The organism is Achromobacter sp. JCM 18799 (genome assembly GCF_055395645.1).
Window position 1 is genome coordinate 3,768,975 of the sequence record NZ_AP043866.1, and the last position, 24,718, is coordinate 3,793,692.

The window sequence follows — 24,718 nt, forward strand, 5'->3', positions numbered from 1 at the left end:
GCAAGCCTGGCTGTGCGGGCCGTCGCCCTGGCGCGCGCGGCGCGCCCTGTCTCGTTATCAACCGTTCCGCATCCGTTCCGCGATGCATCGCGGACAGGCCGGAGGGCACTTTTCCGACAGGTTCTGCAACATTCTTCCGATGCCTTTGGAACCCGCCTGTTAATGGCTTTGAAGTATAGGTATGCGCCTTTTCAGCGACTATTTATCTTTGTGCAAGCCCGGCTTCGCGGACGATAGAGTGCCGCGTACTCAAGGGGCTGCAATCGCCATAGCGGCCAACGGCGCGCGGGTCTGGTAGTTGGGGACGATCCGTATCTCCGGCTCGCCCGGCACCTGCACATAACGGCCTAAGCCATCTGGCGCAAGCTCGCCCACGTCCAGGCTCGCCAGCTTGGCGCCGGACGCATCCAGGACTTCGATGCGCAATTGCGGCGGCGTCAGGCCGTAGGGCTGGTCCGGTTGCGGGACCAGCGCGCGATCGCTGCGGGCCTGCGAAAACAACGCCACGAATTCCGCTGCATCGAAGCCGTCGGCAGTCTGGCCGGCGGCCGCCACCCAGCCTTGCGCGCCGCGCCGCAGCCGCAGCGAGGCGCCGGGTGTGGCCAAGACCACCTGCGCGGCATCGGCCGGACTCCAGGCATGAAGTCGCGCGGGCTTACCGGAGTCGTCGTGCAGATGGGTATGGCCGCCATGGCGCTGCGGTGACTCGGTTGCCTCCCGCCATTGCCATAGCGACAGGCCGATGCCCGCCGCCAGCAGCAGCGACCAGCCGGCACGCGCGGCGTTCACCGGCGCCTCCACCACATCAGCAGTCCGGCCATCAGCGCCAGCAGGGGCAAGGCCACCGTGCTGGTCCAGAAGACCGCGCGCATCTGGCGGTTGGTCAGCTCGACCCGGCGGTTCTCGTAATGCCGAGGCCGTATCGTCAACAAGGCGTCCTCGCCCGCCAACAGCGATACCGCATTGGTGAAGAGCGCGCCGTTGCCCAGGATGGCGAAATGGCGGTTGGTCGCGAAATCGCTATCTCCTGCCACCAGCAGCATGGGCAGCGCGGCGCCGTCCGCGCCCTGGGCGTTGCGCGTCGCCAAGGCCATCAGCGCGTAGCGCGCGGCGGACCGGCCGGGCAGCAGCGCCTGGTCGGAAGTCTGCGCCAGCGGGGTCACCACCACGCCGCGGGGTAGGCTGTCGCCCGCGGGTTCCAGGCCGGCGGCGCCAGGGAAGAAGCTCAAGGGCAGGCCGCGCGTCAGTTTGTGCCGGGTGTAGTCGCTGACGGCCGGACTGCCGGGATCGTTGCGGTAATGGCTGGCCGGATCCGCCAGCACGCCCGGCGCGCGCGCGATGCCGAAGTCGCCGAGCAAGGCGTCCAGGCCGTGGGCCGAGTCCGGCTCCAGCAGCAACAGGGTCTTGCCGCCCCCGGCCGTCCATTCCCGCAGCGCTTGCGCATCGTCCGCGCCGAACGGCGTGCGCGGGCCGGCCGCGACCACCACCGAGCATTGCGGCAGCGCCTGCGCCAGGCTGCCCGCGTTCACGCCGCGCGTGGCGAAGCCCAATGTGCGCAGCGCGTTGCGCGCCATCGCCATGCCATGCTGCTCGTGCACCTCGACCCGGGCCACCAGGTTTTCGTCGCCGTCGTGTTCTTCCAGGTCGTCCAACGAGGTCAGACTGTCGAGCGCGGCTTCGCGATGGCCTTGCGTGAAACAGACGGTCTGCGCGCCGCGTTGGCTGATGCGGATCAGCGCATTGGTGAAATCGGTCTCTGTGCCGCCGTTGATCGTCAGGCGCCGTTCGCCCGCGACCAGCACGGCGCTGCCGGCGAATTGGATGCCAGCCTCGCGCGCCTCGGCCGGACGCAGCGCCGGGTCCACCCCGCGCACCTGAATCAGCGGATTGGCGCGCTGGTACTGGCGCAACAGCTCCAGCGCGTCGACCATGCTCTTGTTGCGCAGGTCGTAGAACCAGGTGACTTCGACGGGCTGGCCGATACGGCGCGCTACTTCGATGCTCTCGGGAGCCAGGCTGTACAGGCGCTGGGCGGTCAGGTCCAGGCGGCCAAGATGGCGCGAGGCCCAAAGGTTCAGCGCCAACAGCAGCGCCGCAACCGCCATCACGGGCAGCAATAGCGCCAGGCGCTTTACGGCGCGGTGCGCGGCATCGCGGTTCATCGCAGCCTCCAGCGCTTGAGATTGACCGTGGCCGCCATCAGGGCCAGCAGCGTCAGGCTGGCCAATGTCAGCGTGGCGGGGCCTGGCAGCACGCCGCGGATGAAGTCGACGTGCTGCGCCGACAGCGACAACGCCTGGAAGAACGGCGATAGCGCGGGAAAGGCATCCAGCGCGGCGGGATAGTCGATGAACCACAGCAGCACCAGGATGCCCCAGGTGGCGCTGGCCGCCACGATCTGATTGGTGCAGGCGCTGGACATCGCGATGCCGATGGCCAGGAACAGCGCGCCGTACAGGAACACGCCGATGTAGCCGCCGACGATGGGCCCGTAGTCCGGCTGCCCGTACCAGGCCAGGGGCAGCACCGCGGACGCGGTGCCCGCCAGCATCAGCGCCAGCACGGTCAATCCGGCCGCATACTTGGCCGCGACCAAGATGAAGTCCGGCAGCGGCAAAGTCAGCAACAGTTCCAGCGTGCCCTGCCGCGCTTCTTCGGCGAAGGCCCGCATGCTGACCAGCGGCATCACCAGGATCAGCAGAATGGTCATATTGTGGAAGGCGGTCACCATCTGCCCCGTGCTGACGAAGAACAGGTTGAAGCTGAACAGATAGCCCGACAGCGCCCAGAACACCGCCACCACCGCCAGCGCCACGGGCGACCCGAAGTCGGTGCGCAGTTCCTTGCGATACAGGGCGAGGAAACTCCTCATGCGCGCCTCCGCAGTTGCGCGTCGTTGGGCGCCAGCGCAGCCAGCAGGCGGGCCTCGACGGCGTCGTGCATGGACAGCACCGCGCGCAGTTCCGCATGCGCGAGCACAATGCGCAGCACCGCGTCGCAGCTCGCATCGCCGCCCTCCTGGCGGTCCCAGCCTATGCGCCATTTGCTGTGGTCCGCGTCCACCGGTTCGGCGTCTGCGCCCTTGACCCCGGGGCAGGCAAGCAAGGCCGCGCGCAAGGCGGCATGCCGCGCCAGGGGCAGTTTCAGGCTCAGCTGCAGCGCGGCCGGGGTCTCGCCCAGCGCCGCGTCCTCCACCAGCCGGCCCTGGCGCAGGATGGCAATGCGGGTGCACAAAGCCTCTACTTCCTGCATTAAATGGCTGCTGAACACCACGGCGCGGCCTTGCGCGCAGCGCCGGATCATGGCGCGCGCCTCGACGATCTGCACGGGGTCCAGTCCGTTGGTGGCCTCGTCCAGCAGCAGCACGGGCGGGTCATTCAATACGGCCTGCGCCAGGCCGACGCGCTGGCGCTGCCCCTTGGACAGCCGACCTATGGTGGAGCGCGTCAGCCCCTGCAGATCGAACCCGTCGATGGCCCGCTCGATCGCCTGGCGCCGGGCTCCAGCGCCGCCCGCGACCTTGACGCCGGCGACGAACTCCAGGTATTGCAAGACTGTCAGTGCGTCATACAGCGGCGCGCGCTCCGGCAGATAACCGATGTCGGCGTTGCCGCGCCCCGCGGCCGGCTGGCGGCCGCGGATCGTGATGCGGCCGCTATCGGGCGCGTAGAAGCCCGCCATCAGGCGCAAGGTGGTGGTCTTGCCGCTGCCGTTCGGACCCAGCAGACCCACGATTTCGCCTGGTCCCACGCTGAGACTCAGGGAATGCAGGACCTGGCGCGGCCCGAACGACTTGCAGACTTCGTGCAAGGCGACTACCGGCTGCATGGCGCGCCCTCAGTCGAAGACCTTGGTCTTGGCGTTCTGCGCGTGCTGTTCCGCGTCGTGGCTGTACCAGAGCTGGCCCTGGCGCGCGTCGCGGATCTGCTTGAGCCGGTCGATGGCCAGCATGGATGCGGCCGTGTTCCACGTGATGCCCGGGATCACGCCGGCTTCGTTCTCGCCCGTGTAGATGGCGTCCGCCGCCAGCAGCACCGTGCCCGTGTTCTTCAGCTTGACCTGCAGGGACTGGTGGCCCTGGGTATGACCCTTGGTGTCCAGCAGCACGATGCTGCCGTCGCCGAACAGGTCGAAATCCCCTTCGACCTGAATGAAGTCGTAGTCTCGCGTAGTGTCGAAGTCCTTCATGACATAGGCCGCGCGCTGGAACTTCTCCGGCCACCAGGCGGCCCGCAACTCCGCCTTCTGCACCACGTGGCGCGCCTTGGGGAACATCTTGATGTTGCCTGCGTGGTCCAGGTGGAAGTGCGAATACACCACGTACTTCACGTCGTTGACATCAAAGCCCGCGGCCTTGAGCTGCCGGTCCACCACCTCGTCGCGCCCCTGGATGGAGTTGAACGCCCCGCACAGGCCCTGCCCCCAGTAATTGGCGCAGTTGCCGTCGGCCGTGGCCTGGTTCATGCCGGTGTCGAACAGCACCAGCCCGCGCGGGTGCTGGATCACGTAGGCCGGCACGGGAATCTTGATCTTGGTGCCCACGTCCACCATGGCGGTCATGAAGCCCTTGTCCAGCTCGATCTTGCCCACGGACAATTGCATCAATTTGATATCCGGCGGCGCATCGGCCGCGTGGACCCATCCTCCCGCCATGACCGCGGCCGCGCCCAACAGCGTTTTCCAACTCTTGCTCATTGTTGTCTCCTCGGACCAACAGGGAGCCGCTGCCGGACGGCAACGGCCGGTCAGCCGGCGCCCGGTGTACCCCGGGGTCTCGGCTGGTGTGCAAAAGGCAGGCAATCTTCTGTGTGCGGGCATCGCGGCCGCTGCGCTCGGTGGCGCGGCGGGCAACGGCGTCTGGCGGCCGTTTCATGATGCAGAACTCTGACGCAAGCCCCCGAGTCTGCCTATTGAGAAATGCTTAAGCATGGCTTCGGCCGGCCCAAAGTGGCGGGAATCCCTAATGGCGGGCTGGGCGGCTGGATGGCCATCCAGCCGGTGGAGTGGTCTCAGGCCGCCAGCGTTTCCCGCGCCGGTGCGCGGTACTGCTCCCACAGCCCGGCTTCCCGCGCGCGCGCCCCTTCGACGTTTTTCTCCTTGACATGGCCATAGCCGCGGATCGTGTCCGGCAGCGCGGCCAGTTCCAGCGCCGTGGCGCGATTGGCCGCGTCCAGCGTGCGCGAGAACTCCCCGGCCAGCGCCAGATAGTCGGCCGCCAGCTGACGCTCCATGCGGCGTTCGGCGGTCTTGCCGAACACGTCCAGCCAGGTGCCGCGCAGCCGCTTCATGGGCGCCAGCGCGCGAAACGCCAGCCCCATCCACGAACCGTAGGCGCGCTTCTGCAGGCGTCCGCGCGCATCGCGGCGCGCCAGCGCGGGCGGAGCCAGGTGATAGCGCAGCTGGTAGTCGCGGCCAGGCTCGCCTTCGAACTGCTGGCGCAGCCGGGCCTTGAAGGCGGGGTCCACGTACAGACGGGCCACCTCGTATTCGTCCTTGTAGGTCATGAGCTTGGCGAGATTGCGCGCGACCGTCTGCGTGACTTCGAAACGCTGCGGATCCGCCAACGTGGCCTCACGCGCGCGCACCGCCGCCACCGCCTCCAGGAAGCGCGCGGCGTAGGCCTCGTCCTGGTAGGCGCGCACGTGTTGCGCCAGCCGCTGGATCTGGCCGTCCAGGGACTCCGGCAGGGCCATCACCTGCGCCCGCGGCGCCGGCTTGAGCGCGGCGGCGCCATGATGCGCGGCTTGCCGGCCCAGTTCGAAGGCGGCCAGGTTCTTCTCGACCGAGACGCCGTTCAGTTCGATGGCGCGCCGCAGGCTGTCCAGCGCCAGCGGCAGCCCGCCCTGCTGCCAGGCGTAGCCCAGCAGCAGCGGGTTGGCGTAGATGGTGTCGCCGAGCAGAGCTTCGGCCAGCGGACCGGCCTCGATGAAGTCGCAATTGCCGCCCGTGCTGCGCGCCAGCGCGGCTTCGGCCTGCGCGCCGGGAAACCGCCAGCTCGGCTGCGACAGGAAAGCCGCCGTCGGCGCGGCGCTGCTGTTCACCACGGCGCGGCCATGGTCCGGCCGCAGGCGCGACAGCACTTCCGGCGACGCCGCCACCAGCGCATCGCAGCCGATGACCAGATCCGCCTCGCCCAGCGCCACGCGCGTGGCATGCAGGTCCGCGGGACGATTGGCCAGTTGCACGTGGCTGAGCACGGCGCCGCCTTTCTGCGCCAGCCCGGCCATGTCCAGCACGGTCACGCCCTTGCCTTCAAGATGCGCAGCCGCGCCCAGCAGCGCGCCGATTGTCACGACGCCAGTGCCGCCCACGCCCGCTATCACCACGCGGTAGGCCCCTGGCGGGCGGATTTCCGCCAGGTCGGGCTGCGGCGGTTCGGCCAACGCGGGGAGATTCCTGCCCGTGCCCGGCTTGCGCAGCGTCGCGCCTTCCGCCGTGACAAAACTGGGGCAAAAGCCCTCCACGCAGGAGAAGTCCTTGTTGCAGGACGACTGGTTGATGCGGCGCTTCGTGCCCAGCGGCGTGTCCAGCGGCTCGACCGACAGGCAGTTGGATTGCACCGAACAATCGCCGCAGCCTTCGCAGACCGACTCGTTGATGAAGGCGCGGCGCTGCGGGTCGGGATACTCGCCGCGCTTGCGGCGGCGGCGCTTCTCGGTGGCGCAGGTCTGGTCGTAGATCAGCACCGTCGTGCCTGCGACGTCGCGCAAGGCGCGCTGCACATCGTCCAGCGCCTTGCGGTGGTGCACTGCCACGCCCTGCGGCAGCGCGGCGGCGCCGGCGTACTTTTCCGGCTCGTCGGTCACCACCACGGTCTGGGCCACGCCTTCGGCCTGCATCTGCGCGGCGATCTGCGGCACCGTGAGCACGCCGTCCACCGGCTGCCCGCCCGTCATCGCGACGGCGTCGTTGTAGAGGATCTTGTAGGTAATGCTAGCGTGCGCGGCGACTGCCGCGCGTATGGCCAGCAGCCCCGAATGGAAATAGGTGCCGTCGCCCAGGTTGGCGAAGATGTGGCGCTCAGTGGTGAAGTCCTTCTGGCCCAGCCAGGCAACGCCTTCGCCGCCCATCTGGCTGAAGGTGTCGGTCTTGCGGTCCATCCACATCGCCATGTAATGGCAGCCGATGCCGGCGACCGCGCGCGAGCCTTCGGGCACGCGGGTGGAGGTGTTATGCGGACAGCCCGAACAGAACCAGGGCTTGCGCTCTTCCACCAGCGTGGGGCGGGCAGCCTCGCGCTCCTTGGCGTCGATCACCGCCAGCCGCGCCGCGATGCGCGCCCGCAGCGCGTCCGACAGGTCGGCTTTCTCCAGGCGCGCGGCAATGGCGCGGGCGATCAGGGCCGGCGACAGCTCGTGGCGCGCGGGCAGCAGCCAGCCGCCGCGCGGCGTGGACCATTCGCCGCCGCCGTTGTCGCGTTCGTCGAACTTGCCGTAGACGCGCGGCCGCACGTCGTCGCGCCAGTTGTAGAGTTCTTCCTTCAGCGCGTACTCCAGGATCTGGCGCTTTTCCTCCACCACCAGGATCTCTTTCAGACCCGTCGCGAATTCGCGCGCATCCTGCGCGTCCAGCGGCCAGATGCAGCCCACCTTCAACACGCGTATGCCGGCCTCGCGACAGGCGGCCTCGTCCAGGCCCAGGTCATTGACCGCCTGGCGCACATCCAGATACGCCTTGCCGGCCGTCATGATGCCGAAGTGCGCCTGCGGCGAATCCAGCACCACGCGGTTCAGCTTGTTGGCGCGCACATAGGCCAGCGCCGCATACCACTTGTGATCCAGCAGCCGCGCCTCCTGCGCCAGCGGCGTGTCAGGCCAGCGGATGTTCAGTCCGCCTTCGGGCAAGGCGTCCTCGGGCAGCACAATCTGCACCCGGTCCGGATCCACTTCCACCGAAGCGCTGGATTCGACCACGTCGGTCACGCACTTCATCGCCACCCACAGGCCGGTGTAGCGGCTCATGGCCCAGCCGTGCAAGCCATAGTCCAGGTATTCCTGCACATTGGACGGATACAACACCGGTATGCCGCTGGCGATCAGCACGTGCTCGGACTGGTGCGCCACCGACGAGGACTTGGCGGCATGATCGTCGCCCGCCAGCATCAGCACGCCGCCATGCGCCGAGCTGCCGGCGGAATTGGCGTGCTTGAGCACGTCCACCGACCGGTCCACGCCAGGCCCCTTGCCGTACCACATGCCGAACACGCCATCGCGCGCCGCGCCCGGAAACAGGTTCAGCTGTTGCGAACCCCATACCGCCGTGGCGGCCAGGTCTTCGTTCACGCCCGGCTGGAACACCACGTCGTTGGCCTGCAGGTGGCGCTTGGCCTTCCACAGCGCCTGGTCCAGCCCGCCCAGCGGCGAGCCGCGGTAGCCCGAGATGTAGCCGCCGGTGTTCAGGCCGGCCTGCAGGTCGCGCTGCTTTTGCAGCAGCGGCAGCCGTACCAGGGCCTGGGTGCCGCTCAGATAGATGCGCCCGTGGCTGCGGGTGTACTTGTCGTCCAGCGTCAGGCCATGGGTATCGGCCGCGCCTGCGGAAAGGGGGGTGTCCACGCTTGTCTCCTGCGTTCCGGTTCTTGGTGTTTTGCCGCAGTGTAGGAACCAGGCTGGTTATCGTATATTCATATATTCATGTATCAGGTATGCGATAAACAGATGGCTAACGACGTCACCTTGCGTCAACTGCGCTACTTCGCGGCCGCCGCCCGGACCGGCCGGTTTTCCATGGCCGCCGCCGACGAGCATGTCTCCCAATCCGCGGTCACCAATGCCGTGCTGGCGCTGGAGGCGCAACTGGGCGTGCGCCTGTTCGACCGCCATCCGCATGGCGTCACCCTGACGCCCGAAGGGCATAACTTCCACCAGCGCGCACGTGAAGTGCTCGATTCGCTGGACGACGCCCTGCGCGAGCCCGGCTTCCAGCGCTATGCGCTGCGCGGCGCAGTGAGGATCGCCGCGTCCTACACGGTGCTGGGCTACTTCCTGCCAGATCTGCTGGCGCGCTTCCGGCGGCGCTATCCCGACGTGGAGCTGGACCTGGTCGACCTGGACCGGCCCGAGATCGAAGCCGCGGTGGCCAGCGGCGAGGTCGAACTGGGCGTGGCGCTGCTGTCCAACGTGGAACGGCGCGAGCGCTTCGGAAACCAGGTGCTGGTGCGCTCGCGGCGGCAGCTATGGACCGCGTCCGGCCATCCGCTGGCGCAGGCGTCGGCGCCGTCGCTGGCCGATATTGCCGGCTATCCCTACATCCTGCTGGAAATGGACGAAGGCGAGCGCTCCGCGCTGGCCTATTGGCGCGCCCATGGCCTGCAGCCTGATATCGCGTTCCGCACCCGTTCGATGGAGGCGCTGCGCGGGCTGGTTGCGCATGGCTTCGGCGTCACGATGCTGTCGGATATGGTCTACCGTCCGTGGTCGCTGGAAGGCCGCAAGATCGAGGCCGTACCCATTACCGACGCCGTCCCGCCCATGGAGGCCGGGCTGCTCTGGCATCCGCAAGCGCGGCTGGCCAAGCCCGCCGAGGCCTTCCGCCAGTTCATGATCTACGCCTGCGGCGTCTAGCGCCGCGGCACGCCTGGCCGCTATACCAGGATCGCGCCCTTGCGGCGCGTGAACTGGGCCAAGGAACGCAGGGCCAGCGCATGCATGGCCGCGACGGACGGCAGCAGCGTTTCTTCCTTGCGGGTCAGCACGCCGACGATGCGCTCGACCGTGGGTTCGGCCAGCGGCACGAAGGCCAGGCCGGTCGCGGCCGCCGGCCGCGCCAGCACCGGCAGCACGGTCACGCCCAGGCCGCTGAACACGCTGGCCAGCAACGACGCGCGGTTCGACACCACCATGAACGGGTCCTCGATGGCGCTGCCCAGTTGCCGGTTCTTCAGCGTGTCGAAGGTGGCATTGCCTATCAGGCGTTCGTCCGCCAACGCCGACCAGGGCACGGGGCCGCGCCGCCGCGCCAACGGATGGCTCTTGCGGCACACCAGGCCGAATGCGTCGCGCGCCACCGGCGCGAACGCCACTTCCGTGGTGCGCGGTACTTGTCCCGCCACCCCTACCTGGACCTCGCCGCTCAGCACCAGGCGGTGCACGTCCTGCGAGGACTCGTCGACGGCGCGGATGCGGATCGCGGGGTGGCTGCGCGCGTAGCGCTCCAGCAGGCGCGGCAGCCACTCGTCGGCCAGCGACGGCATCACCGCCAGCGACACCGGTCCCTGGCTGCCCAGGCCGAATTGACGCGCCGCGTCCAGCACCCGGTCGTGGGTGGACAGCAGTTCGCGGAACAGCGGGGCCACGGCAATGCCCAGGGGCGTGAGCTGCGCGCGCTTGCCGGGTTCGAACAGCGGCGCGCCCAGCTGCTGCTCCAGATCCTGCATGGCCGCCGACACGGCTGCCTGCGAGCGGAACGTGCCTTCGGCCGCCAGGCGGAAACTGCCATGGTCGGCCGCCAACAGGAACTGGCGCAGATGCTGGATTTTCAAGGGCGCGGACATGGCTTGAAGGCTGTAGAAAATTCGGATTTTCCGAAATTAACTTGAGTTAATTTGGATTGTCAAAAATCCGCTTCGCCTTCAACAATGGCCGCGTCTTTCATTCCTACAGGTACTGGAGCAGCGGTTATGTCTTTGCAAGTGCGCAAGGTAGTCAGCTATGTGGAAAAAACCCTGATCGAAGGCGGCCGCGAGGCCGAGCGCCCGCTGGTGATGGTCATCGCCGCGGCCGTGATCCGCAATCCTTGGGCCGGCCTGCCGTTCCAGGAAGACCTGAGGCCCAAGATCCTGGAAGCCGCGCCGCCGCTGGGCGAGCTGCTGGTCGCGGAAATCCTGCGCCAGGCCGGCTCGGCCGACCAGGTTGAAGCCTATGGCAAGGCGGCGGTCGTGGGCACTGCCGGCGAAGTCGAACACGCCTCGGCCCTGATCCACACGCTGCGCTTTGGCAATGCCTATCGCGGCGCGGTCGGCGGCACCAGCTACCTGAGCTTCACCAATATGCGCGGCGGCCCCGGCTGCGTGATCACCGTGCCGCTGATGCACAAGCTCGACGAAGGCCTGCGCTCGCACTACCTGACCGTGCAGACCACCATCAACGACGCGCCCGCGCCGGACGAAATCGTGATCGCCCTGGGCGCGGCGACCTCGGGCCGTCCGCATCATCGGATCGGCAACCGCTACTCCGACCTGCAGGAACTGGAACGCGAGGCGCAAGCCAAATGAGCGCGCATGTTCGGCGTTCGGGCCGCGGCGCGCCGCTGGTGCTGCTGCATGGCGTCGGCCTGGACCACACCTTGTGGGACGATCTGGCGCCGCTGCTGGAACCGCATTTCGAGGTGCTGCGCTACGACATGCTGGGCCATGGCCGCGCCCCCGCTGTCGCCGATGGGGTGAGGGTACAGGACTACATCGCGCAGCTGGACGCGGAACTGGACCGCGCCGGCTGGCAAAGCGCCAATCTGCTGGGCTATTCCATGGGCGGCCTGATCGCGGGCGCCTATGCCGCCGCCCGCCCGCGGCGCGTCACCCGCCTGGCCTTGTTGAGCACGGTATTCCGCCGCAGCGCGGACGAAACGCGTGCCGTGCTGGCGCGGCTGGAAGCGGCGGCCACGCAGGATCCCGCAGCCGCGGCCCAGGTCTCGCTGCAGCGCTGGTTCACGCCCGCGTTCCAGGCCCGGCGTCCCGAGCGCGTGGCCGGCATCGGCCAGCGCCTGCTGGACAACGACCGCGCCAGCTTCCTGGCCGCCTACCGCGTGTTCGCGCAGGGCGACCCGATCCTGGCGCAGGCCGCACCCGATATCGCCTGCCCCGCCCTCGTGCTGACGGGCGAGCTGGACGTCGGCTCGACCCCGCGCATGACGCGGGAACTGGCCAAGGCGCTGCCCCATGCGCAGGCGCAGGTGGTGCCGGACCAGCGGCACATGCTGCCGGTGGAAGAGCCCGCCATCGTGGCGGCGGCGCTGCATGAGTTTTTTCTGCCGGCTGCCGGCGCGCCAAGCGCGGCCTAGCCCGCGTAGAGTGGATACGGAGACAAACAATATGAATCGCAGAACCATCCTGAAGAACATGGCAGCCCTGGCGCTCACGCCGCTGGGCGCCGCGCTCGGCGGCGCCGCCAGCGCGCGCGAAGCCCCCTTGCGCGTCATCGTGCCCTTCCCGCCCGGCGGCGGCACCGACGTGCTGGGCCGGGTGATCGCCGCCACGCTGGAAGGCGCGCTCGACCGCCCGGTGGTGGTTGAGAACAAGCCCGGCGCCAGCGGCATGCTGGGCGCCGACTACACCGCCAACGGCGCCAAGGATGGCAGCGTGCTGCTGTTCGCCGGCCTGGTGCCCTCGGTGCGCTACTACGCCAAGCCGCCCGAGGACGTACTCAAGCAACTGGCGCCCGTCTGCCCGATTGCCCGTTCGCCTTATATGGTGGCGGTCAACGCCGACCTGCCGGCCAAGACCCTGGGCGAACTCGTCGCCCAGGCCAAGCGCGAGCCCAAGGGACTGACCTTCGGTTCCCCCGGCAACGCCACGCCGCAGCATCTGGCCACCGAATTGCTACAGGCCGCCTGCGGCATCGACATGCTGCACGTGCCCTACCGCGGCACGGGTCCGATGATGACGGACCTGCTGGGCGGACAGATCCAGGTGGTGGTCGCCACCGTGGCGGCGGTGGAACCGTATCTGCAGGGCGGACGCCTGCGCGTGCTGGCCGTGACCAGCCCGGAACGCCTGCCCAAGTACCCGGACATCCCGACGGTGGCGGAAGGCGGCTACCCCGGCTTCTCGGCGCAGATCCAGTTCGGCACCTATTGCGCGGCCGGCACGCCGGAAGCCGCCATTGCGGCGCTGAACCAGGGCATCAACCTCGCGCTGCAGACCGAGACGGTGCGCGCCAAGCTGGGCGAACAGGGCTTCCAGCCCACCGGCGGCACGCCCGCGCAGCTGCAACAGGCGCTGCTGGCGGAAATCCGCGACGTGGCGGGGCTGGTGCAGGCCGGCAAGGTCAAGGTCGACCTGTAGCGTCCCCATACGTCCCGATGCTGGATAACCAGCATTTACAGGCATGTCGTCCTCTGTGCATGCTGCCCGTTGATCCGGCGCAGATCGGGCGCAACATGGAGACGACATGCCTAGTCAGGAATCCCTGCACTCCGCCCATATCCGCGAGATCGAACAAGTCGGCCAGGGCCGCCCCACCCTGCGCGACGCGCACGTGGTCAGCAGCTGGCTGCGCTGCCTGGACCAGTACCGGCTGGATCCCGCCCAGGCCTGCGAGGCCTACATCGTGCCGGATGGCCGGCTGCGCGAACACCGCCAGCAGTCCGAAGCGCTGATTTCCATTGCACGATCCGGCCTGGACCATCTTTTCCGCCAGGTTGCCGGCCAGAACTACGTGCTGCTGCTGGCCGACCGCCAGGGCGTCACCGTGGAATTCCTGGGCGATGCGCAGCAGACCGCCAGCCTGCGCAAAGCTGGACTGTATCTGGGGTCGGAATGGTCGGAACGCCGCGCCGGCACCTGCGCCGTGGGCGCCTGCCTGGAAAGCGGCGAAGCCCTCACCATCCACCAGACCGATCACTTCGACAACACCCACACCCCCCTGTCCTGCACCGCCGCGCCCATCTATAACGCCGACGGCGAACTCGCAGCCGTGCTGGACATCTCGCTGCTAAGCTCACCCATCCTGAAAGCCAGCCAGAACCTGGCGCTGCATCTGGTCACCAGCACCACGCGGCGCATCGAGATGGCCAACCTGATGGCGCGCACCAGCAACGAATGGGTGCTGCGCTTCGCGCGTTCACCGGAATTCCTGGACGTGGATCCGGAGGCCGCGATCTCGCTGGACGGCTCCGGCCGCATCCTGGGCATGACGCATACCGGCGCCAAACTGCTGGCGCGCGCCGCCGGCCTGGACTGGCGCAATCCCGCCGGCCTGATCGGCCAGCCCGTCACCCGTTTCTTCGACGTGCAGCTCGATGACCTGCCGCGCTACACCCGCGCCCATGCGCCGCAGCAACGCCTGATCGCGGCCCGCGACGGCAACGCGCTGTTCGCGCACGCCATCGAACCCAACCGGCACGCGCGCGGCGCCTCGGTTGCGGTGCGCGGCGCGCCGTCCGCGCTGCGCGGCCTGGATGGCGGCGACACCCGCATGGCGGCCCTGCTGACGCGCGCAGCCAAATTGGCCCGGCAGGGGCTGCCCCTTCTGCTGCAAGGCGAAACCGGAGTCGGCAAGGAATACCTGGCCCGCGCCATCCACGACGGCAGCCAGCGCGCCGGGCGCTTCGTCGCCGTGAATTGCGCGGCAATTCCCGAATCGCTGATCGAAAGCGAGCTGTTCGGCTACCTGCCCGGCGCCTACACCGGCGCGGCGGCCAAGGGCCGCAAGGGCCTGATCGAGGAATCCGACGGCGGCACGCTGTTCCTGGACGAGATCGGCGACATGCCGCTGGCGCTGCAAAGCCGCCTGTTGCGCGTGCTGGCCGAATCCGAGGTCACGCCCATCGGCGCGAACGCTCCGCGCGCCGTGCGCCTGTGCCTGGTGTCGGCCTCGCACCGCGACCTGGCCGCGCTGGTGCGCGAGGGACGCTTCCGCGAAGACCTCTATTACCGCATCAATGCCGCCACCCTGACGGTGCCGCCGCTGCGCGAGCGCGCCGACCTGGAATGGCTCATCTCCCGCCTGCTGGCGCGCCACCAGGACGAGTCCGGCGCCCCCGTGCTGGCGCCTGCCGCGCTGATGGCGTTGAAGGCGCATGCCTGGCCCGGCAACATCCGCGAACTCGCCAACGCCATCGCGGTCGCCGCCGCGCTGTGCGAAAACGGCGTGATCGAACCCGCCGACCTGCCCGACGCGCTGGCGCCCGCGGCGGCCGCCGCCAGTCCCGCGGAGGCGGCCTTGCGCGCCATGCTGGCCAGTTGCGGCGGCAACGTCTCCGAAGCCGCGCGGCGCCTGGGCGTGGATCGCTCCACCGTGCATCGCCAGATGCGGCGCCACGGCCTGGCCTCGCGCTCCTGAGGCCCACGGCCGGGCGCCACAGCTGGGTGCCACACGCGGGCGCCACACCCGGGCGCCACAGGTGTGGCGCGACGCCACGGCATCCCGCCCCCGTCCTCCTGTGCGCCGGGGCTGGCATGCCGATTGCTTGATCGTTATCGACGCCCACCGGCCGGCACAGGCTGGGGCCGCCAGCGGACCATGCCCCGGTCCGCCACGACAACGATCGCCCGCCACGGGCAAGGAGACTAGACATGCAGACCGATCAAGCCGGCGCCGCCCTGGACGCCGTGCTCGCGCGCCTGAACACGGCGCTGGGTAACAAGGACATCGATGGCGTCGCGGCGCTGTTCCAGGACGACTGCTACTGGCGCGACCTGGTGCTGTTCACCTGGAACATCCGCACGCTCGAAGGCCATGGCCAGATCCGCGACATGCTGCAACACCAGCTGCCGCAAGTGGAGCCGGTGCGCTTCAGCCTGGATCCCAAGGAAGCCGTATCGGAAGACGCCGGCCTGCTGCAAGGCTGGATCGAGATCGAGACCAACCGGGCCCGCGGCTACGGTCACATCCGCGTCCAGGACGGCAAGATCTGGACCCTGCTGACCACCATGTCCGAACTCAAGGGGCATGAGGAACCCAGCGGCCTGCGCCGCCCCAAGGGCGCCGAGCACGGCAGCAGCCGCACTCGCCAGACCTGGCTGGAAAAGCGCGAGCAGGAAGCCGCCGAACTCGGCTACCAGACCCAGCCCTACGTGCTCATCATCGGCGGCGGCCAGGGCGGCATCGCGCTGGGCGCGCGCCTGCGCCAACTGGACGTGCCGACCATCATCATCGAAAAGAACGCACGCGCCGGCGACAGCTGGCGGAAGCGCTACAAGTCCCTGTGCCTGCACGACCCGGTCTGGTACGACCACCTGCCCTACATCCCCTTTCCCGAGAACTGGCCCGTCTTCGCGCCCAAGGACAAGATCGGCGACTGGCTGGAGATGTACACAAAGATCATGGAACTGAACTACTGGACCTCCACCGTCTGCCAGTCGGCGCGCTACGACGAGCAGAAACAGGAATGGGAGGTCACAGTACTGCGCGAGGGCAAGCCCGTGGTGCTGCGGCCCAAGCAGCTGGTGCTGGCCACCGGCATGTCCGGCAAGCCCAATGTACCCAGCTTCCCCGGCCAGGACGAATTCCAGGGCGAACAGCAGCACTCCTCGCAACACCCCGGCCCCGACGCCTACCGCGGCAAGAACGTGGTCGTCATCGGCGCCAACAACTCCGCGCACGACATCTGCGCGGCGCTATGGGAAGGCGGGGCCAACGTCTCCATGGTGCAGCGCTCGTCCACCCACATCGTGCGTTCCGACACGCTGATGGACATCGGCCTGGGCGGCCTGTATTCCGAGCAGGCGCTGGCCAACGGCATGACCACGCGCAAGGCCGACCTGACGTTCGCCTCGCTGCCCTACAAGATCATGGCGCAGTTCCAGATCCCGCTCTATGACCAGATGCGCGAACGCGACGCCGGGTTCTACGCCAAGCTGGAAGAAGCCGGCTTCATGCTGGATTGGGGCGATGACGGTTCGGGCCTGTTCATGAAGTATCTGCGGCGCGGCTCCGGCTACTACATCGACGTCGGCGCCTGCGACCTGATCATCGACGGCAGCGTCAAGCTGCAGTCGCGCACCGACGTCAGCCACCTGACGCGCGACGCCGTGGTGCTGAAGTCCGGCGTCACGCTACCCGCGGACCTGGTGGTCTACGCCACCGGCTACGGCTCGATGAACGGCTGGGCCGCCGACCTGATCAACCGCGAGGTCGCGGACAAGGTCGGCAAGTGCTGGGGCCTGGGCTCGGACACCACCAAGGACCCCGGCCCCTGGGAGGGCGAACAGCGCAATATGTGGAAACCCACGCAGCAGGAAGCGCTCTGGTTCCATGGCGGCAACCTGCACCAGTCGCGGCACTACTCGCAGTACCTGTCGCTGCAACTGAAGGCGCGGCAGGTCGGCATGCCGGTGCAGGTCTACGGCTTGCAAGAGGTGCATCACAAGCGCTAGACGCCCGGCAGCGCGGCCGCCGGGCGTGCTGGATGCTCAGCGCGCCGCGGCGGGCGCGGCCTCGTCCACCACTTCGTTCTCCAGCGCCCCGACGCCAGACACCTCCACCCGGACCACGTCGCCTGCCTTGAGATAACGCGGCGGATCGAAGCGGGCGCCGGCGCCGGTCGGCGTGCCCGTCAGGATCAGGTCGCCGGGCAGGAGCCGCGCAAACGTGGAGATGTAGTGGATCAGGCGCGCGAACGGGAACATCATGTTGTCCGTCGTGTCCTGCTGGCGCAGTTCGCCGTTGACGCGGGTGCTGACGGTCAGCCCTTGCAGGTCCTGGGGCGAACCGACCCGCGTCATCCAGGGGCCGATGCTGCCGCTGCGCTCGAAGTTCTTGCCCTGCGTCACGTTGAACTTGCCGTGGCGCAGCCAGTCGCGCACCGAACCTTCGTTGGCGATGCTCAGGCCGGCCACGTGCTCCAGCGCCCTGGCTTCGGGAATGTGACGTCCCTCCTTGCCGATGACCAGGGCGATCTCGCCTTCGTAGTCGAACTGTTCGGACACCGCCGGCTTGACCAGCGGAACCCGGTGACCCACGACCGTGCCCGGCGTGCGCAGGAACAGGCTGGGGTACTTGGGCGCGTCGGAGTTGTCCTTGTATTCGGCGTTGCGTTCGCCGTAGTTGACGCCCACGCAGAGAATCTTGTCGGGCTGAGGTACCGGAGACAGCAGCGTCACGGCGGCGGCGTCCAGGTCGGCCGCGCGCGCGCCGTATTTTTCAGCCAGCGCGTCGAGGCGATCGGTTTCGATGGCTTGCCGCAGCGTCGCGCAATCGGCCTCGGCCAGCCGGGCGCCCAGTTCAATGATGCCCTGGCCATTGCCGGACATGAGGCCGAAACCGGCCTGCCCATCGCGCAGATAGGAAACGAATTGCATAGTCATAGGATGAAAGTAAGGTTGGAACAGACCGTCACGCGGCGGCGCGGCGTTTCAGGTAGTCGTGCAGGTTGTTGGCCTTGTAGTTCAGCAGCTCGTCCATTTCCTGCACTTCGAAGGCAATGGCCAGCGGGCCGGCGGCGCTCAGGCGCGCCAGCGCCGCGGTGATGCGGGCAAAGATGCCGTCGGCCGCCTTCTTGCGGGTGGCTTCGTCGCGCCCCGCTCCCACGCGCAGCACCACGTGCACGAAGGCGTTCTCGGGGTCGTCGTCAGCCACTAGATAGTCGTTGATGGCGGCGGCGCGGATGCGCACGCCCGCCAGCGGAAAGATGCCCGCTTCCACGATCGCGTCGCGCAGGGTCTGCTTCAAGGCCTGCACTTCGGGTTCCTGCTGAATGTTCGCGCTGTATTCGATCCATGCGTGCGGCACGGTGGTCTCCTTGATTCGTAGGTTGAATGTGCTTGCGCCTGAGCCCCGGCGCCTCATTGCGGTTCTATGCCCGCCTGTTTGATCACGCCCGCCCAGCGCGCCGACTCGGACTGCATGTAGTCGGCGAACTCGGCAGCGCCGCTTTGCGCGGGTTCGACCCCGGCAGTCTGGAACTGGGCTTGCAGTTCCGGCGACTGCATCGCCGCCGCGATCTTGGCGTTCAGCATCGCGACGATGTGCGCCGGCGTCCCCTTGGGCGCGACCAGGCCGTACCAGCCCTCGGCGTCGAACCCCGGGTATCCCTGTTCGGCCACGGTGGGCACGTCCGGCAACAACGCGTAGCGATGCGCGCTGGTGACCGCCAGCACCTTGAGCTTGCCGCTCTTGATCTGGGGCATGACGGAGACGGGACTGGCCACCATCAGCTCCACACGGCCGCCCAGCACGTCGGTGATCGCTTCGCCCGAGCCCTTGTAGGGTACGTTGCCGATGTCGACGCCGGCCGTGGACTTGAACAGCTCGCCCGCCAGGAAGGCGGCGCTGGCGCCGGTGGCGTAGTTCAGCTTGCCGGGCTCGGCCTTGGCCTGCGCGACCAGCTCGGCGAGCGAACCGGCCTTGAGCGCAGGATTGGCCACGATCAGGTAAGGCTGCTTGGACACCAGCGAGATCGCCTCGAAGTCGCCCGGCCGGTACTTGACGTACTTGTACAGGCCGGGATTGATGGCGACCGTGGCCTCGATGGCCAGCAGCAGCATGTAGCCGTCTGGCGCGGCCTGCAGCGCGGACATGGTGCCGATGGTGCCGTTCGCGCCCGGCTTGTTGTCGACGAACACGGTCTTGCCCAGCGAACCCGTCAACTCCTTGGCCAGCACCCGCGACACGACGTCGGTACCCCCGCCCGTGGCGAACGGGACCACCAGCCGGATCGGGCCGGCGGGATAGGCGGGCTCGGCGCCAACCGCTGGCGCGCCGACCGCCGCCCCCAGCAGCGCGGCCAGGCCGAACCGCCTGAGCATTGCTGTGATCATTTTCTGTCTCCTCCAGGGACGGGTCGGACGCCCGTCTTATTTTGCTTTCGAGAACAGCGCGTCGATGCGCGCTTCGTAGGAGTGGTAGTCCAGGAACTTGTAGAGGTCTTCGCGCGTCTGCATGATGCCCAACGTGTCTTTCTGCGTGCCCTCATGGCGGATCGCTTCATAGACCTTCAGGGCCGCGGCATTCATCGCGCGCGCCGCGGACAGCGGATACAGGGCGGCCGACACACCCACGTCCGCCAGTTGATCCGTCGTGAAGTTCGGCGTCTTGGAGAATTCGGTGATGTTGGCCAACACCGAATGCGGGCGGTTCAGGCGGGTGACGAAAGCCCGGTACTCGTCCAGCGTGGTGCAGGCTTCGGCGAAGATCATGTCGGCCCCGGCCTCCATGTAGGCTTCGGCGCGGTCCAGGGCCCGGTCCAACCCTTCGATCGCCAGCGCGTCGGTGCGCGCGATGATGAAGAACGACGGATCGGTCCGCGCATCCACCGCCGCCTTGATCCGATCCAGCATTTCCTCCTTGCTGACGATCTCCTTGCCCGGACGGTGGCCGCAGCGCTTGAGCTGCACCTGATCTTCCATGTGCAGCGCCGCCGCGCCGTCCTTGATCAGCCCTTTCATCATCCGCGCAATCGTGAAGGCGCCGCCAAAGCCCGTATCCACGTCCACCAGCACGGGCAGGTCGCAGGCGTCGGTCACGCGACGCAGATCGCCCAGCACATCGTTCAAGGTGGTGATGCCCAGGTCCGGCAGCCCGTGCGAGTAATTGGCAACCCCGGCGCCGGCCAGGTACAGCGCCCGATACCCCAACGTCTTGGCCATCATCGCGGTGTAGGGATTGATCGCGCCGACGATCTGCAGCGGAGATTCTTCTTGCAAGGCGGCACGGAAACGGGCGCCGGGGGTAGTGGGGGTGCTGTGCATATTGCTCATTGCCTTTTCCAAATAAAGTCCATATTATGGAGTTAATTAAAGCGGGTAAATCAATGAAATCACAGACTATTCCCGTAAAAAAGCAGTGTCAATAAAAAATTAAGCCGATAAATACCTATTTATATTCCACTATATGGAGAACCTATGATTGGCGCGCAAAGCCTGGAAAGAGCGGTCCTGATACTTCGCATCGTCAGCCACCACAATCGGGCCGGCGCCAGGCTGACGGACATCACCACAGCCACCGCCCTGGCCCAGCCCACGGTGCACCGGATACTCGCCGGACTGATGCACGAAGGCCTGGTCGCGCAGGACCGGGAGAGCAAGCGCTACTTCCTGGGGCAGGTCATCGCCGAGTTCGGCCTGACCGCCGCGGCGCGCTACGACACCAGCGATCTGTTCCGGGCGTCCGTCAGCCGCCTGGCAGCCGAAAGCGAGGACACCGTGTTCGCCTCGCGGCGCAGCGGCCTGGACATGGTCTGCGTGGACCGGCGCTCAGGCACCCACCCGTCCCAGGCCTTCGTGCTGGACGTCGGCGTGCGCCGCCCGCTGGGCGTGGGCGGCAGCAGCCTGGCGCTGCTGTCGGCACTGCCTCCAGCCGAAGCGCGCGAGATCCTCGACGCCAATGCCAAGACCATCGCGCTGTTCGAGCAGGCGCCGGACGAACGCTATTACGAAGAACTGGCGCAATTCGCCCGGCAGGGCTACGCCCAGCGCGATATCCACGGCATCGACGTACGCACGGTGGCCGTGCCCATCCTGGACGGCGACGGCGCGCCCTTCGCCGCCTTCAGCCTGTCGACCTTCCATGCGCGCATGCCGCCCGAACGCATCCCCGCCATCGTCGCCATGCTCAGGCGCGAAGCCTCATGGGTGCAGAAACGCCTGCAGGCCGAACAGGCGATGGCGCTTGAGGCCGCCGGCTGAAAAAGCCGCATCCGCGCTTGCGCCTGACGGCCAGCGCGGGTAAATTGTTGACAATCTTATGAAGCAACCGCTTCAACCCCCCCTGTTTTTTTATATTTTCAGGACAGATTGTCAACACAATGAGCAAGGTGCTGACCCTGCCTGGCGCCGTCCCCGCCGATAACGAGACGCTTGCGGAACACATCTTCCGCAAGATCCAGTCCGCCATCGTCAAGGGTGAAATCGCCCCCGGCAGCAAGATTTCCGAGCCCGAGCTGGCCCGCATCCACGGCGTCAGCCGCGGCCCGCTGCGCGAAGCCCTGCACCGGCTCGAAGGCCAGAAGCTGCTGGTGCGCGTGCCCCATGCCGGCGCCCGCGTGGTGTCGCTGTCGCAGCAGGAACTGTCCGAACTCTACGAAATCCGCGAATCACTGGAAGGCATGGCCTGCCGCCTGGCCGCCGAACGCATGCCGCCCTCGGAAATCGCCGAGCTGCGCGCCGTGCTGGAAGCGCACGAACGCGACGAGGCCTTCCAGGCCGGGCTGGGCTATTACCAGCAGGAAGGCGACTACGATTTCCACTACCGCATCGTCAAGGGCAGCGGCAACCAGATGCTGTTCCGCATGCTCTGCGACGAGCTCTACCAGCTGGCGCGGATGTACCGCATCCAGTATTCGACCACCCCCAACCGCCCCCGGCAGGCTTACGCCGAACATCACCGCATTCTGGACGCCATCGCCGACGGCGATGGCGAGTTGGCTGAAATCCTGATGCGCCGCCACATCCGCGCATCCCGTATCAACATCGAACAGCAGATCGCGCAGGGCAACCTGCAGCGCACCGAGGCATGAACCAAAACTACCGCAAGCCCCTGCCCGGCACCCGCCTGGACTACTTCGACACCCGCGCCGCCGTCGAGGCGATTTCGCCCGGGGCCTACGACCGCCTGCCCTACACCTCGCGCGTGCTGGCCGAAAACCTGGTGCGCCGCTGCGATCCGGCCATGCTGACGGACGCGCTCAAGCAGCTGATCGAGCGCCGCCGCGACCTGGATTTCCCGTGGTTTCCGGCGCGCGTGGTCTGTCATGACATTCTCGGCCAGACCGCGCTGGTGGACCTGGCCGGCCTGCGCGACGCCATCGCCGACAAGGGCGGCGACCCCGCCAAGGTCAATCCGGTAGTGCCGGTGCAGCTGATCGTCGACCACTCGCTGGCCGTGGAGTACGGCGGCGACGATCCCGACGCCTTCGCCAAGAACCGCGCCGTGGAAGACCGCCGCAACGAGGACCGCTTCCATTTCATCGACTGGACCAAGCAGGCCTTCCGCAACATCGAAGTCGTGCCTCCGGGCAACGGCATCATGCACCAGATCAACCTGGAGCGGATGTCGCCCGTCATCTACACGCAGGACGGCGTGGCCTTCCCCGACACGCTGGTCGGCACCGACAGCCACACGCCGCACGTGGACGCGCTGGGCGTGATCGCCATCGGCGTGGGCGGCCTGGAAGCCGAGAACGTCATGCTGGGCCGCGCCTCGTGGATGCGCCTGCCCGACATCATCGGCGTGGAGCTGACCGGCCGCGCCCAGCCCGGCATCACCGCCACCGACATCGTGCTGACCCTGACCGAATTCCTGCGCAAGGAGAAGGTCGTGGGGGCCTACCTGGAGTTCTACGGCGCAGGCGCCGCCAGCCTCACGCTGGGCGATCGCGCCACCATCTCGAACATGGCGCCCGAGTACGGCGCCACGGCCGCGATGTTCTCCATTGACCAGCAGACCATCGACTACCTGCGCCTGACCGGCCGCGAGGACGAACAGATCGCCCTGGTCGAGAACTACGCCAAGACCACGGGCCTGTGGTCCGACAGCCTGAAGCACGCCGAATACGAGCGCGTGCTGCGCTTCGACCTGTCCAGCGTGGTGCGCACCCTGGCCGGCCCGTCCAATCCGCACCGCCGCCTGCCGGTCAGCGACCTGGCCGAGCGCGGCATCTCCGGCGTGGTGGAAAACAATCCCGGCCAGATGCCCGACGGCGCCGTGATCATCGCCGCCATCACCAGCTGCACCAACACCAGCAATCCACGCAACGTCATCGCCGCGGGCCTGTTGGCGCGCAACGCCAACCGCGCCGGCCTGACCCGCAAGCCCTGGGTCAAGAGCTCGCTGGCGCCCGGATCCAAGGCCGTCTCGCTGTACCTGGACGAAGCCGGCCTGACCCCGGAACTGGAACAGCTGGGCTTCGGCGTCGTCGCCTTCGCCTGTACCACTTGCAACGGCATGTCGGGCGCGCTGGATCCCGTCATCCAGCAGGAAATCATCGATCGCGACCTCTACGCCACCGCCGTGCTGTCCGGCAACCGCAACTTCGACGGCCGCATCCATCCCTATGCCAAGCAGGCCTTCCTGGCCTCGCCGCCGCTGGTCGTGGCCTATGCCATTGCCGGCACCATCCGCTTTGACATCGAGCGCGACGTGCTCGGTACGGACGCCGCCGGCCGCGAGATCCGCCTCAAGGACATCTGGCCCAGCGACGAGGAGATCGACGCCGTGGTCAAGTCGGCGGTCAAGCCCGAGCAGTTCCGCAAGGTCTACGCTCCCATGTTCGGCATCCAGGACGACCGCAAGGCCGCCGTCAGCCCGCTGTATGACTGGCGCGCACAGAGCACCTACATCCGCCGCCCGCCGTACTGGGAAGGCGCGCTGGCCGGCGAACGCACGCTGCGCGGCATGCTGCCGCTGGCCGTGCTGGGCGACAACATCACCACCGACCACCTGTCGCCGTCCAACGCCATCCTGATGGACAGCGCCGCCGGCGAATACCTGCACAAGATGGGCCTGCCCGAAGAGGACTTCAACTCCTACGCCACCCATCGCGGCGACCACCTCACCGCGCAGCGCGCCACCTTCGCCAATCCCAAGCTCTACAACGAAATGGTGAAGAACGAGGACGGCACGGTGAAGCAGGGCTCGCTGGCCCGCGTGGAACCCGAAGGCAAGGTCATGCGCATGTGGGAAGCCATCGAAACCTACATGGACCGCAAGCAGCCGCTGCTCATCGTGGCGGGCGCCGACTACGGCCAGGGCTCGTCGCGCGACTGGGCCGCCAAGGGCGTGCGCCTGGCCGGCGTGGAAGCCATCGTGGCCGAGGGCTTCGAGCGCATCCACCGCACCAACCTGATCGGCATGGGCGTGCTGCCCCTGGAATTCAAAGCGGGCGTGAACCGCAAGACGCTGGGGCTGGACGGCACCGAAAGCTATGACGTCATCGGCGAGCGCAAGCCGCGCGCCGACCTGACGCTAGTGATCCACCGCCGCAACGGCGAAACCGTCGAAGTCCCCGTGACCTGCCGCCTGGACACCGCCGAAGAGGTCTCGATCTACGAAGCCGGCGGCGTGCTGCAGCGCTTCGCCCAGGACTTCCTGGAAGCTTCCGGCGCCGACAAGAAGGCCGGCTGATC

General features: G+C 67.8%; 20 protein-coding genes. 9 read left to right on the top strand and 11 right to left on the bottom strand.

What is annotated here, in order from left to right; genetic code table 11:
* Positions 1 to 249: 249 nt before the first annotated feature.
* The 6 genes from ACZ5YA_RS17700 to ACZ5YA_RS17725 form a co-directional block, all read right to left on the bottom strand.
* Positions 250 to 789, bottom strand: coding sequence for a DUF4340 domain-containing protein (locus tag ACZ5YA_RS17700; RefSeq protein ID WP_464090981.1), 540 nt, complete (start codon positions 787 to 789; stop codon positions 250 to 252).
* The gene (locus tag ACZ5YA_RS17705) at positions 786 to 2,162 is read right to left on the bottom strand and encodes a GldG family protein (RefSeq protein WP_464090982.1); all 1,377 of its coding nucleotides are present in this window, start codon (positions 2,160 to 2,162) and stop codon (positions 786 to 788) included. Before ACZ5YA_RS17705 ends, ACZ5YA_RS17700 begins: the two co-directional genes overlap by 4 nt.
* A complete protein-coding gene (locus ACZ5YA_RS17710; RefSeq protein ID WP_251879066.1) occupies positions 2,159 to 2,872 on the bottom strand; it encodes an ABC transporter permease in 714 nt (237 codons plus the stop codon). The genes ACZ5YA_RS17705 and ACZ5YA_RS17710 overlap by 4 nt, the downstream gene beginning before the upstream one ends.
* Positions 2,869 to 3,828: an ABC transporter ATP-binding protein gene (locus tag ACZ5YA_RS17715; protein ID WP_464090983.1), complete on the bottom strand. Its 960-nt coding sequence runs from the start codon at positions 3,826 to 3,828 to the stop codon at positions 2,869 to 2,871. Before ACZ5YA_RS17715 ends, ACZ5YA_RS17710 begins: the two co-directional genes overlap by 4 nt.
* A 9-nt stretch (positions 3,829 to 3,837) precedes the next feature.
* A complete protein-coding gene (locus ACZ5YA_RS17720) occupies positions 3,838 to 4,695 on the bottom strand; it encodes an N-acyl homoserine lactonase family protein (protein WP_251879062.1) in 858 nt (285 codons plus the stop codon).
* Positions 4,696 to 5,009: 314 nt separating this feature from the next.
* The gene (locus ACZ5YA_RS17725; RefSeq protein WP_464090984.1) at positions 5,010 to 8,552 is read right to left on the bottom strand and encodes an indolepyruvate ferredoxin oxidoreductase family protein; all 3,543 of its coding nucleotides are present in this window, start codon (positions 8,550 to 8,552) and stop codon (positions 5,010 to 5,012) included.
* 102 nt (positions 8,553 to 8,654) lie between these two features.
* Here ACZ5YA_RS17725 and ACZ5YA_RS17730 point away from each other — a divergent pair, with 102 nt between their 5' ends.
* Positions 8,655 to 9,560, top strand: a complete 906-nt coding sequence (locus tag ACZ5YA_RS17730; protein ID WP_464090985.1) for a LysR substrate-binding domain-containing protein — start codon at positions 8,655 to 8,657, stop codon at positions 9,558 to 9,560.
* A 20-nt stretch (positions 9,561 to 9,580) separates the two neighbouring features.
* Here the strand turns inward: ACZ5YA_RS17730 and ACZ5YA_RS17735 are convergent, their stop codons facing one another.
* A complete protein-coding gene (locus tag ACZ5YA_RS17735) occupies positions 9,581 to 10,489 on the bottom strand; it encodes a LysR family transcriptional regulator (RefSeq protein WP_251879056.1) in 909 nt (302 codons plus the stop codon).
* 126 nt (positions 10,490 to 10,615) lie between these two features.
* On the opposite strand from ACZ5YA_RS17735, the gene ACZ5YA_RS17740 reads away from it, so the two are divergent.
* The 5 genes from ACZ5YA_RS17740 to ACZ5YA_RS17760 all read left to right on the top strand — a co-directional run bounded on the left by ACZ5YA_RS17740 (position 10,616) and on the right by ACZ5YA_RS17760 (position 17,032).
* A complete protein-coding gene (locus tag ACZ5YA_RS17740) occupies positions 10,616 to 11,209 on the top strand; it encodes an amino acid synthesis family protein (protein ID WP_088142851.1) in 594 nt (197 codons plus the stop codon).
* On the top strand, positions 11,206 to 11,994 hold the full coding sequence (locus ACZ5YA_RS17745) for an alpha/beta fold hydrolase (RefSeq protein WP_251879053.1): 789 nt from the start codon (positions 11,206 to 11,208) through the stop codon (positions 11,992 to 11,994). Before ACZ5YA_RS17740 ends, ACZ5YA_RS17745 begins: the two co-directional genes overlap by 4 nt.
* Positions 11,995 to 12,025: 31 nt before the next feature.
* Entirely contained in the window at positions 12,026 to 12,997 is a 972-nt protein-coding gene (locus ACZ5YA_RS17750) for a Bug family tripartite tricarboxylate transporter substrate binding protein (protein WP_464090986.1), read from the top strand.
* 106 nt (positions 12,998 to 13,103) lie between these two features.
* Positions 13,104 to 14,996, top strand: coding sequence for a sigma-54-dependent Fis family transcriptional regulator (locus tag ACZ5YA_RS17755; protein WP_464090987.1), 1,893 nt, complete (start codon positions 13,104 to 13,106; stop codon positions 14,994 to 14,996).
* A 233-nt stretch (positions 14,997 to 15,229) separates the two neighbouring features.
* Entirely contained in the window at positions 15,230 to 17,032 is a 1,803-nt protein-coding gene (locus ACZ5YA_RS17760; RefSeq protein WP_464090988.1) for an NAD(P)/FAD-dependent oxidoreductase, read from the top strand.
* A 36-nt stretch (positions 17,033 to 17,068) separates the two neighbouring features.
* On the opposite strand, the gene ACZ5YA_RS17765 is transcribed toward ACZ5YA_RS17760, so the two are convergent.
* Genes ACZ5YA_RS17765 through prpB form a run of 4 tightly spaced genes read right to left on the bottom strand, consistent with a single transcriptional unit; the run spans position 17,069 to position 20,344 of the window.
* Positions 17,069 to 17,956 (bottom strand): fumarylacetoacetate hydrolase family protein, encoded by an 888-nt coding sequence (locus ACZ5YA_RS17765; protein ID WP_464090989.1) that lies wholly within the window; start codon positions 17,954 to 17,956, stop codon positions 17,069 to 17,071.
* 34 nt (positions 17,957 to 17,990) lie between these two features.
* Positions 17,991 to 18,386, bottom strand: a complete 396-nt coding sequence (locus ACZ5YA_RS17770; RefSeq protein ID WP_280015656.1) for a 5-carboxymethyl-2-hydroxymuconate isomerase — start codon at positions 18,384 to 18,386, stop codon at positions 17,991 to 17,993.
* A gap of 53 nt (positions 18,387 to 18,439) precedes the next feature.
* Positions 18,440 to 19,414: a Bug family tripartite tricarboxylate transporter substrate binding protein gene (locus tag ACZ5YA_RS17775; RefSeq protein ID WP_464090990.1), complete on the bottom strand. Its 975-nt coding sequence runs from the start codon at positions 19,412 to 19,414 to the stop codon at positions 18,440 to 18,442.
* A gap of 36 nt (positions 19,415 to 19,450) precedes the next feature.
* Positions 19,451 to 20,344 carry a methylisocitrate lyase gene (prpB, locus tag ACZ5YA_RS17780; RefSeq protein ID WP_280015672.1) on the bottom strand — a complete coding sequence of 298 codons (894 nt, stop codon included), beginning with the start codon at positions 20,342 to 20,344 and terminating at the stop codon, positions 19,451 to 19,453.
* 153 nt (positions 20,345 to 20,497) lie between these two features.
* Here prpB and ACZ5YA_RS17785 point away from each other — a divergent pair, with 153 nt between their 5' ends.
* The 3 genes from ACZ5YA_RS17785 (at position 20,498) to acnD (ending at position 24,716) form a co-directional block, all read left to right on the top strand.
* The gene (locus tag ACZ5YA_RS17785) at positions 20,498 to 21,280 is read left to right on the top strand and encodes an IclR family transcriptional regulator (RefSeq protein ID WP_464090991.1); all 783 of its coding nucleotides are present in this window, start codon (positions 20,498 to 20,500) and stop codon (positions 21,278 to 21,280) included.
* Between the two features lie 119 nt (positions 21,281 to 21,399).
* Positions 21,400 to 22,110, top strand: coding sequence for a GntR family transcriptional regulator (locus ACZ5YA_RS17790; RefSeq protein WP_464090992.1), 711 nt, complete (start codon positions 21,400 to 21,402; stop codon positions 22,108 to 22,110).
* Positions 22,107 to 24,716, top strand: coding sequence for a Fe/S-dependent 2-methylisocitrate dehydratase AcnD (acnD, locus tag ACZ5YA_RS17795; RefSeq protein ID WP_464090993.1), 2,610 nt, complete (start codon positions 22,107 to 22,109; stop codon positions 24,714 to 24,716). Before ACZ5YA_RS17790 ends, acnD begins: the two co-directional genes overlap by 4 nt.
* Positions 24,717 to 24,718: the final 2 nt, after the last annotated feature.

Bases quoted from the DNA above. Each gene is read 5' to 3' on its own strand.
- ACZ5YA_RS17705 (WP_464090982.1), bottom strand. From the start codon at position 2,162: ATGAACCGCGATGCCGCGCACCGCGCCGTAAAGCGCCTGGCGCTATTG.
- ACZ5YA_RS17710 (WP_251879066.1), bottom strand. From the start codon at position 2,872: ATGAGGAGTTTCCTCGCCCTGTATCGCAAGGAACTGCGCACCGACTTC.
- ACZ5YA_RS17715 (WP_464090983.1), bottom strand. From the start codon at position 3,828: ATGCAGCCGGTAGTCGCCTTGCACGAAGTCTGCAAGTCGTTCGGGCCG.
- ACZ5YA_RS17720 (WP_251879062.1), bottom strand. From the start codon at position 4,695: ATGAGCAAGAGTTGGAAAACGCTGTTGGGCGCGGCCGCGGTCATGGCG.
- ACZ5YA_RS17730 (WP_464090985.1), top strand. From the start codon at position 8,655: ATGGCTAACGACGTCACCTTGCGTCAACTGCGCTACTTCGCGGCCGCC.
- ACZ5YA_RS17735 (WP_251879056.1), bottom strand. From the start codon at position 10,489: ATGTCCGCGCCCTTGAAAATCCAGCATCTGCGCCAGTTCCTGTTGGCG.
- ACZ5YA_RS17740 (WP_088142851.1), top strand. From the start codon at position 10,616: ATGTCTTTGCAAGTGCGCAAGGTAGTCAGCTATGTGGAAAAAACCCTG.
- ACZ5YA_RS17745 (WP_251879053.1), top strand. From the start codon at position 11,206: ATGAGCGCGCATGTTCGGCGTTCGGGCCGCGGCGCGCCGCTGGTGCTG.
- ACZ5YA_RS17750 (WP_464090986.1), top strand. From the start codon at position 12,026: ATGAATCGCAGAACCATCCTGAAGAACATGGCAGCCCTGGCGCTCACG.
- ACZ5YA_RS17755 (WP_464090987.1), top strand. From the start codon at position 13,104: ATGCCTAGTCAGGAATCCCTGCACTCCGCCCATATCCGCGAGATCGAA.
- ACZ5YA_RS17760 (WP_464090988.1), top strand. From the start codon at position 15,230: ATGCAGACCGATCAAGCCGGCGCCGCCCTGGACGCCGTGCTCGCGCGC.
- ACZ5YA_RS17765 (WP_464090989.1), bottom strand. From the start codon at position 17,956: ATGCAATTCGTTTCCTATCTGCGCGATGGGCAGGCCGGTTTCGGCCTC.
- ACZ5YA_RS17775 (WP_464090990.1), bottom strand. From the start codon at position 19,414: ATGATCACAGCAATGCTCAGGCGGTTCGGCCTGGCCGCGCTGCTGGGG.
- prpB (WP_280015672.1), bottom strand. From the start codon at position 20,344: ATGCACAGCACCCCCACTACCCCCGGCGCCCGTTTCCGTGCCGCCTTG.
- ACZ5YA_RS17785 (WP_464090991.1), top strand. From the start codon at position 20,498: ATGATTGGCGCGCAAAGCCTGGAAAGAGCGGTCCTGATACTTCGCATC.
- ACZ5YA_RS17790 (WP_464090992.1), top strand. From the start codon at position 21,400: ATGAGCAAGGTGCTGACCCTGCCTGGCGCCGTCCCCGCCGATAACGAG.
- acnD (WP_464090993.1), top strand. From the start codon at position 22,107: ATGAACCAAAACTACCGCAAGCCCCTGCCCGGCACCCGCCTGGACTAC.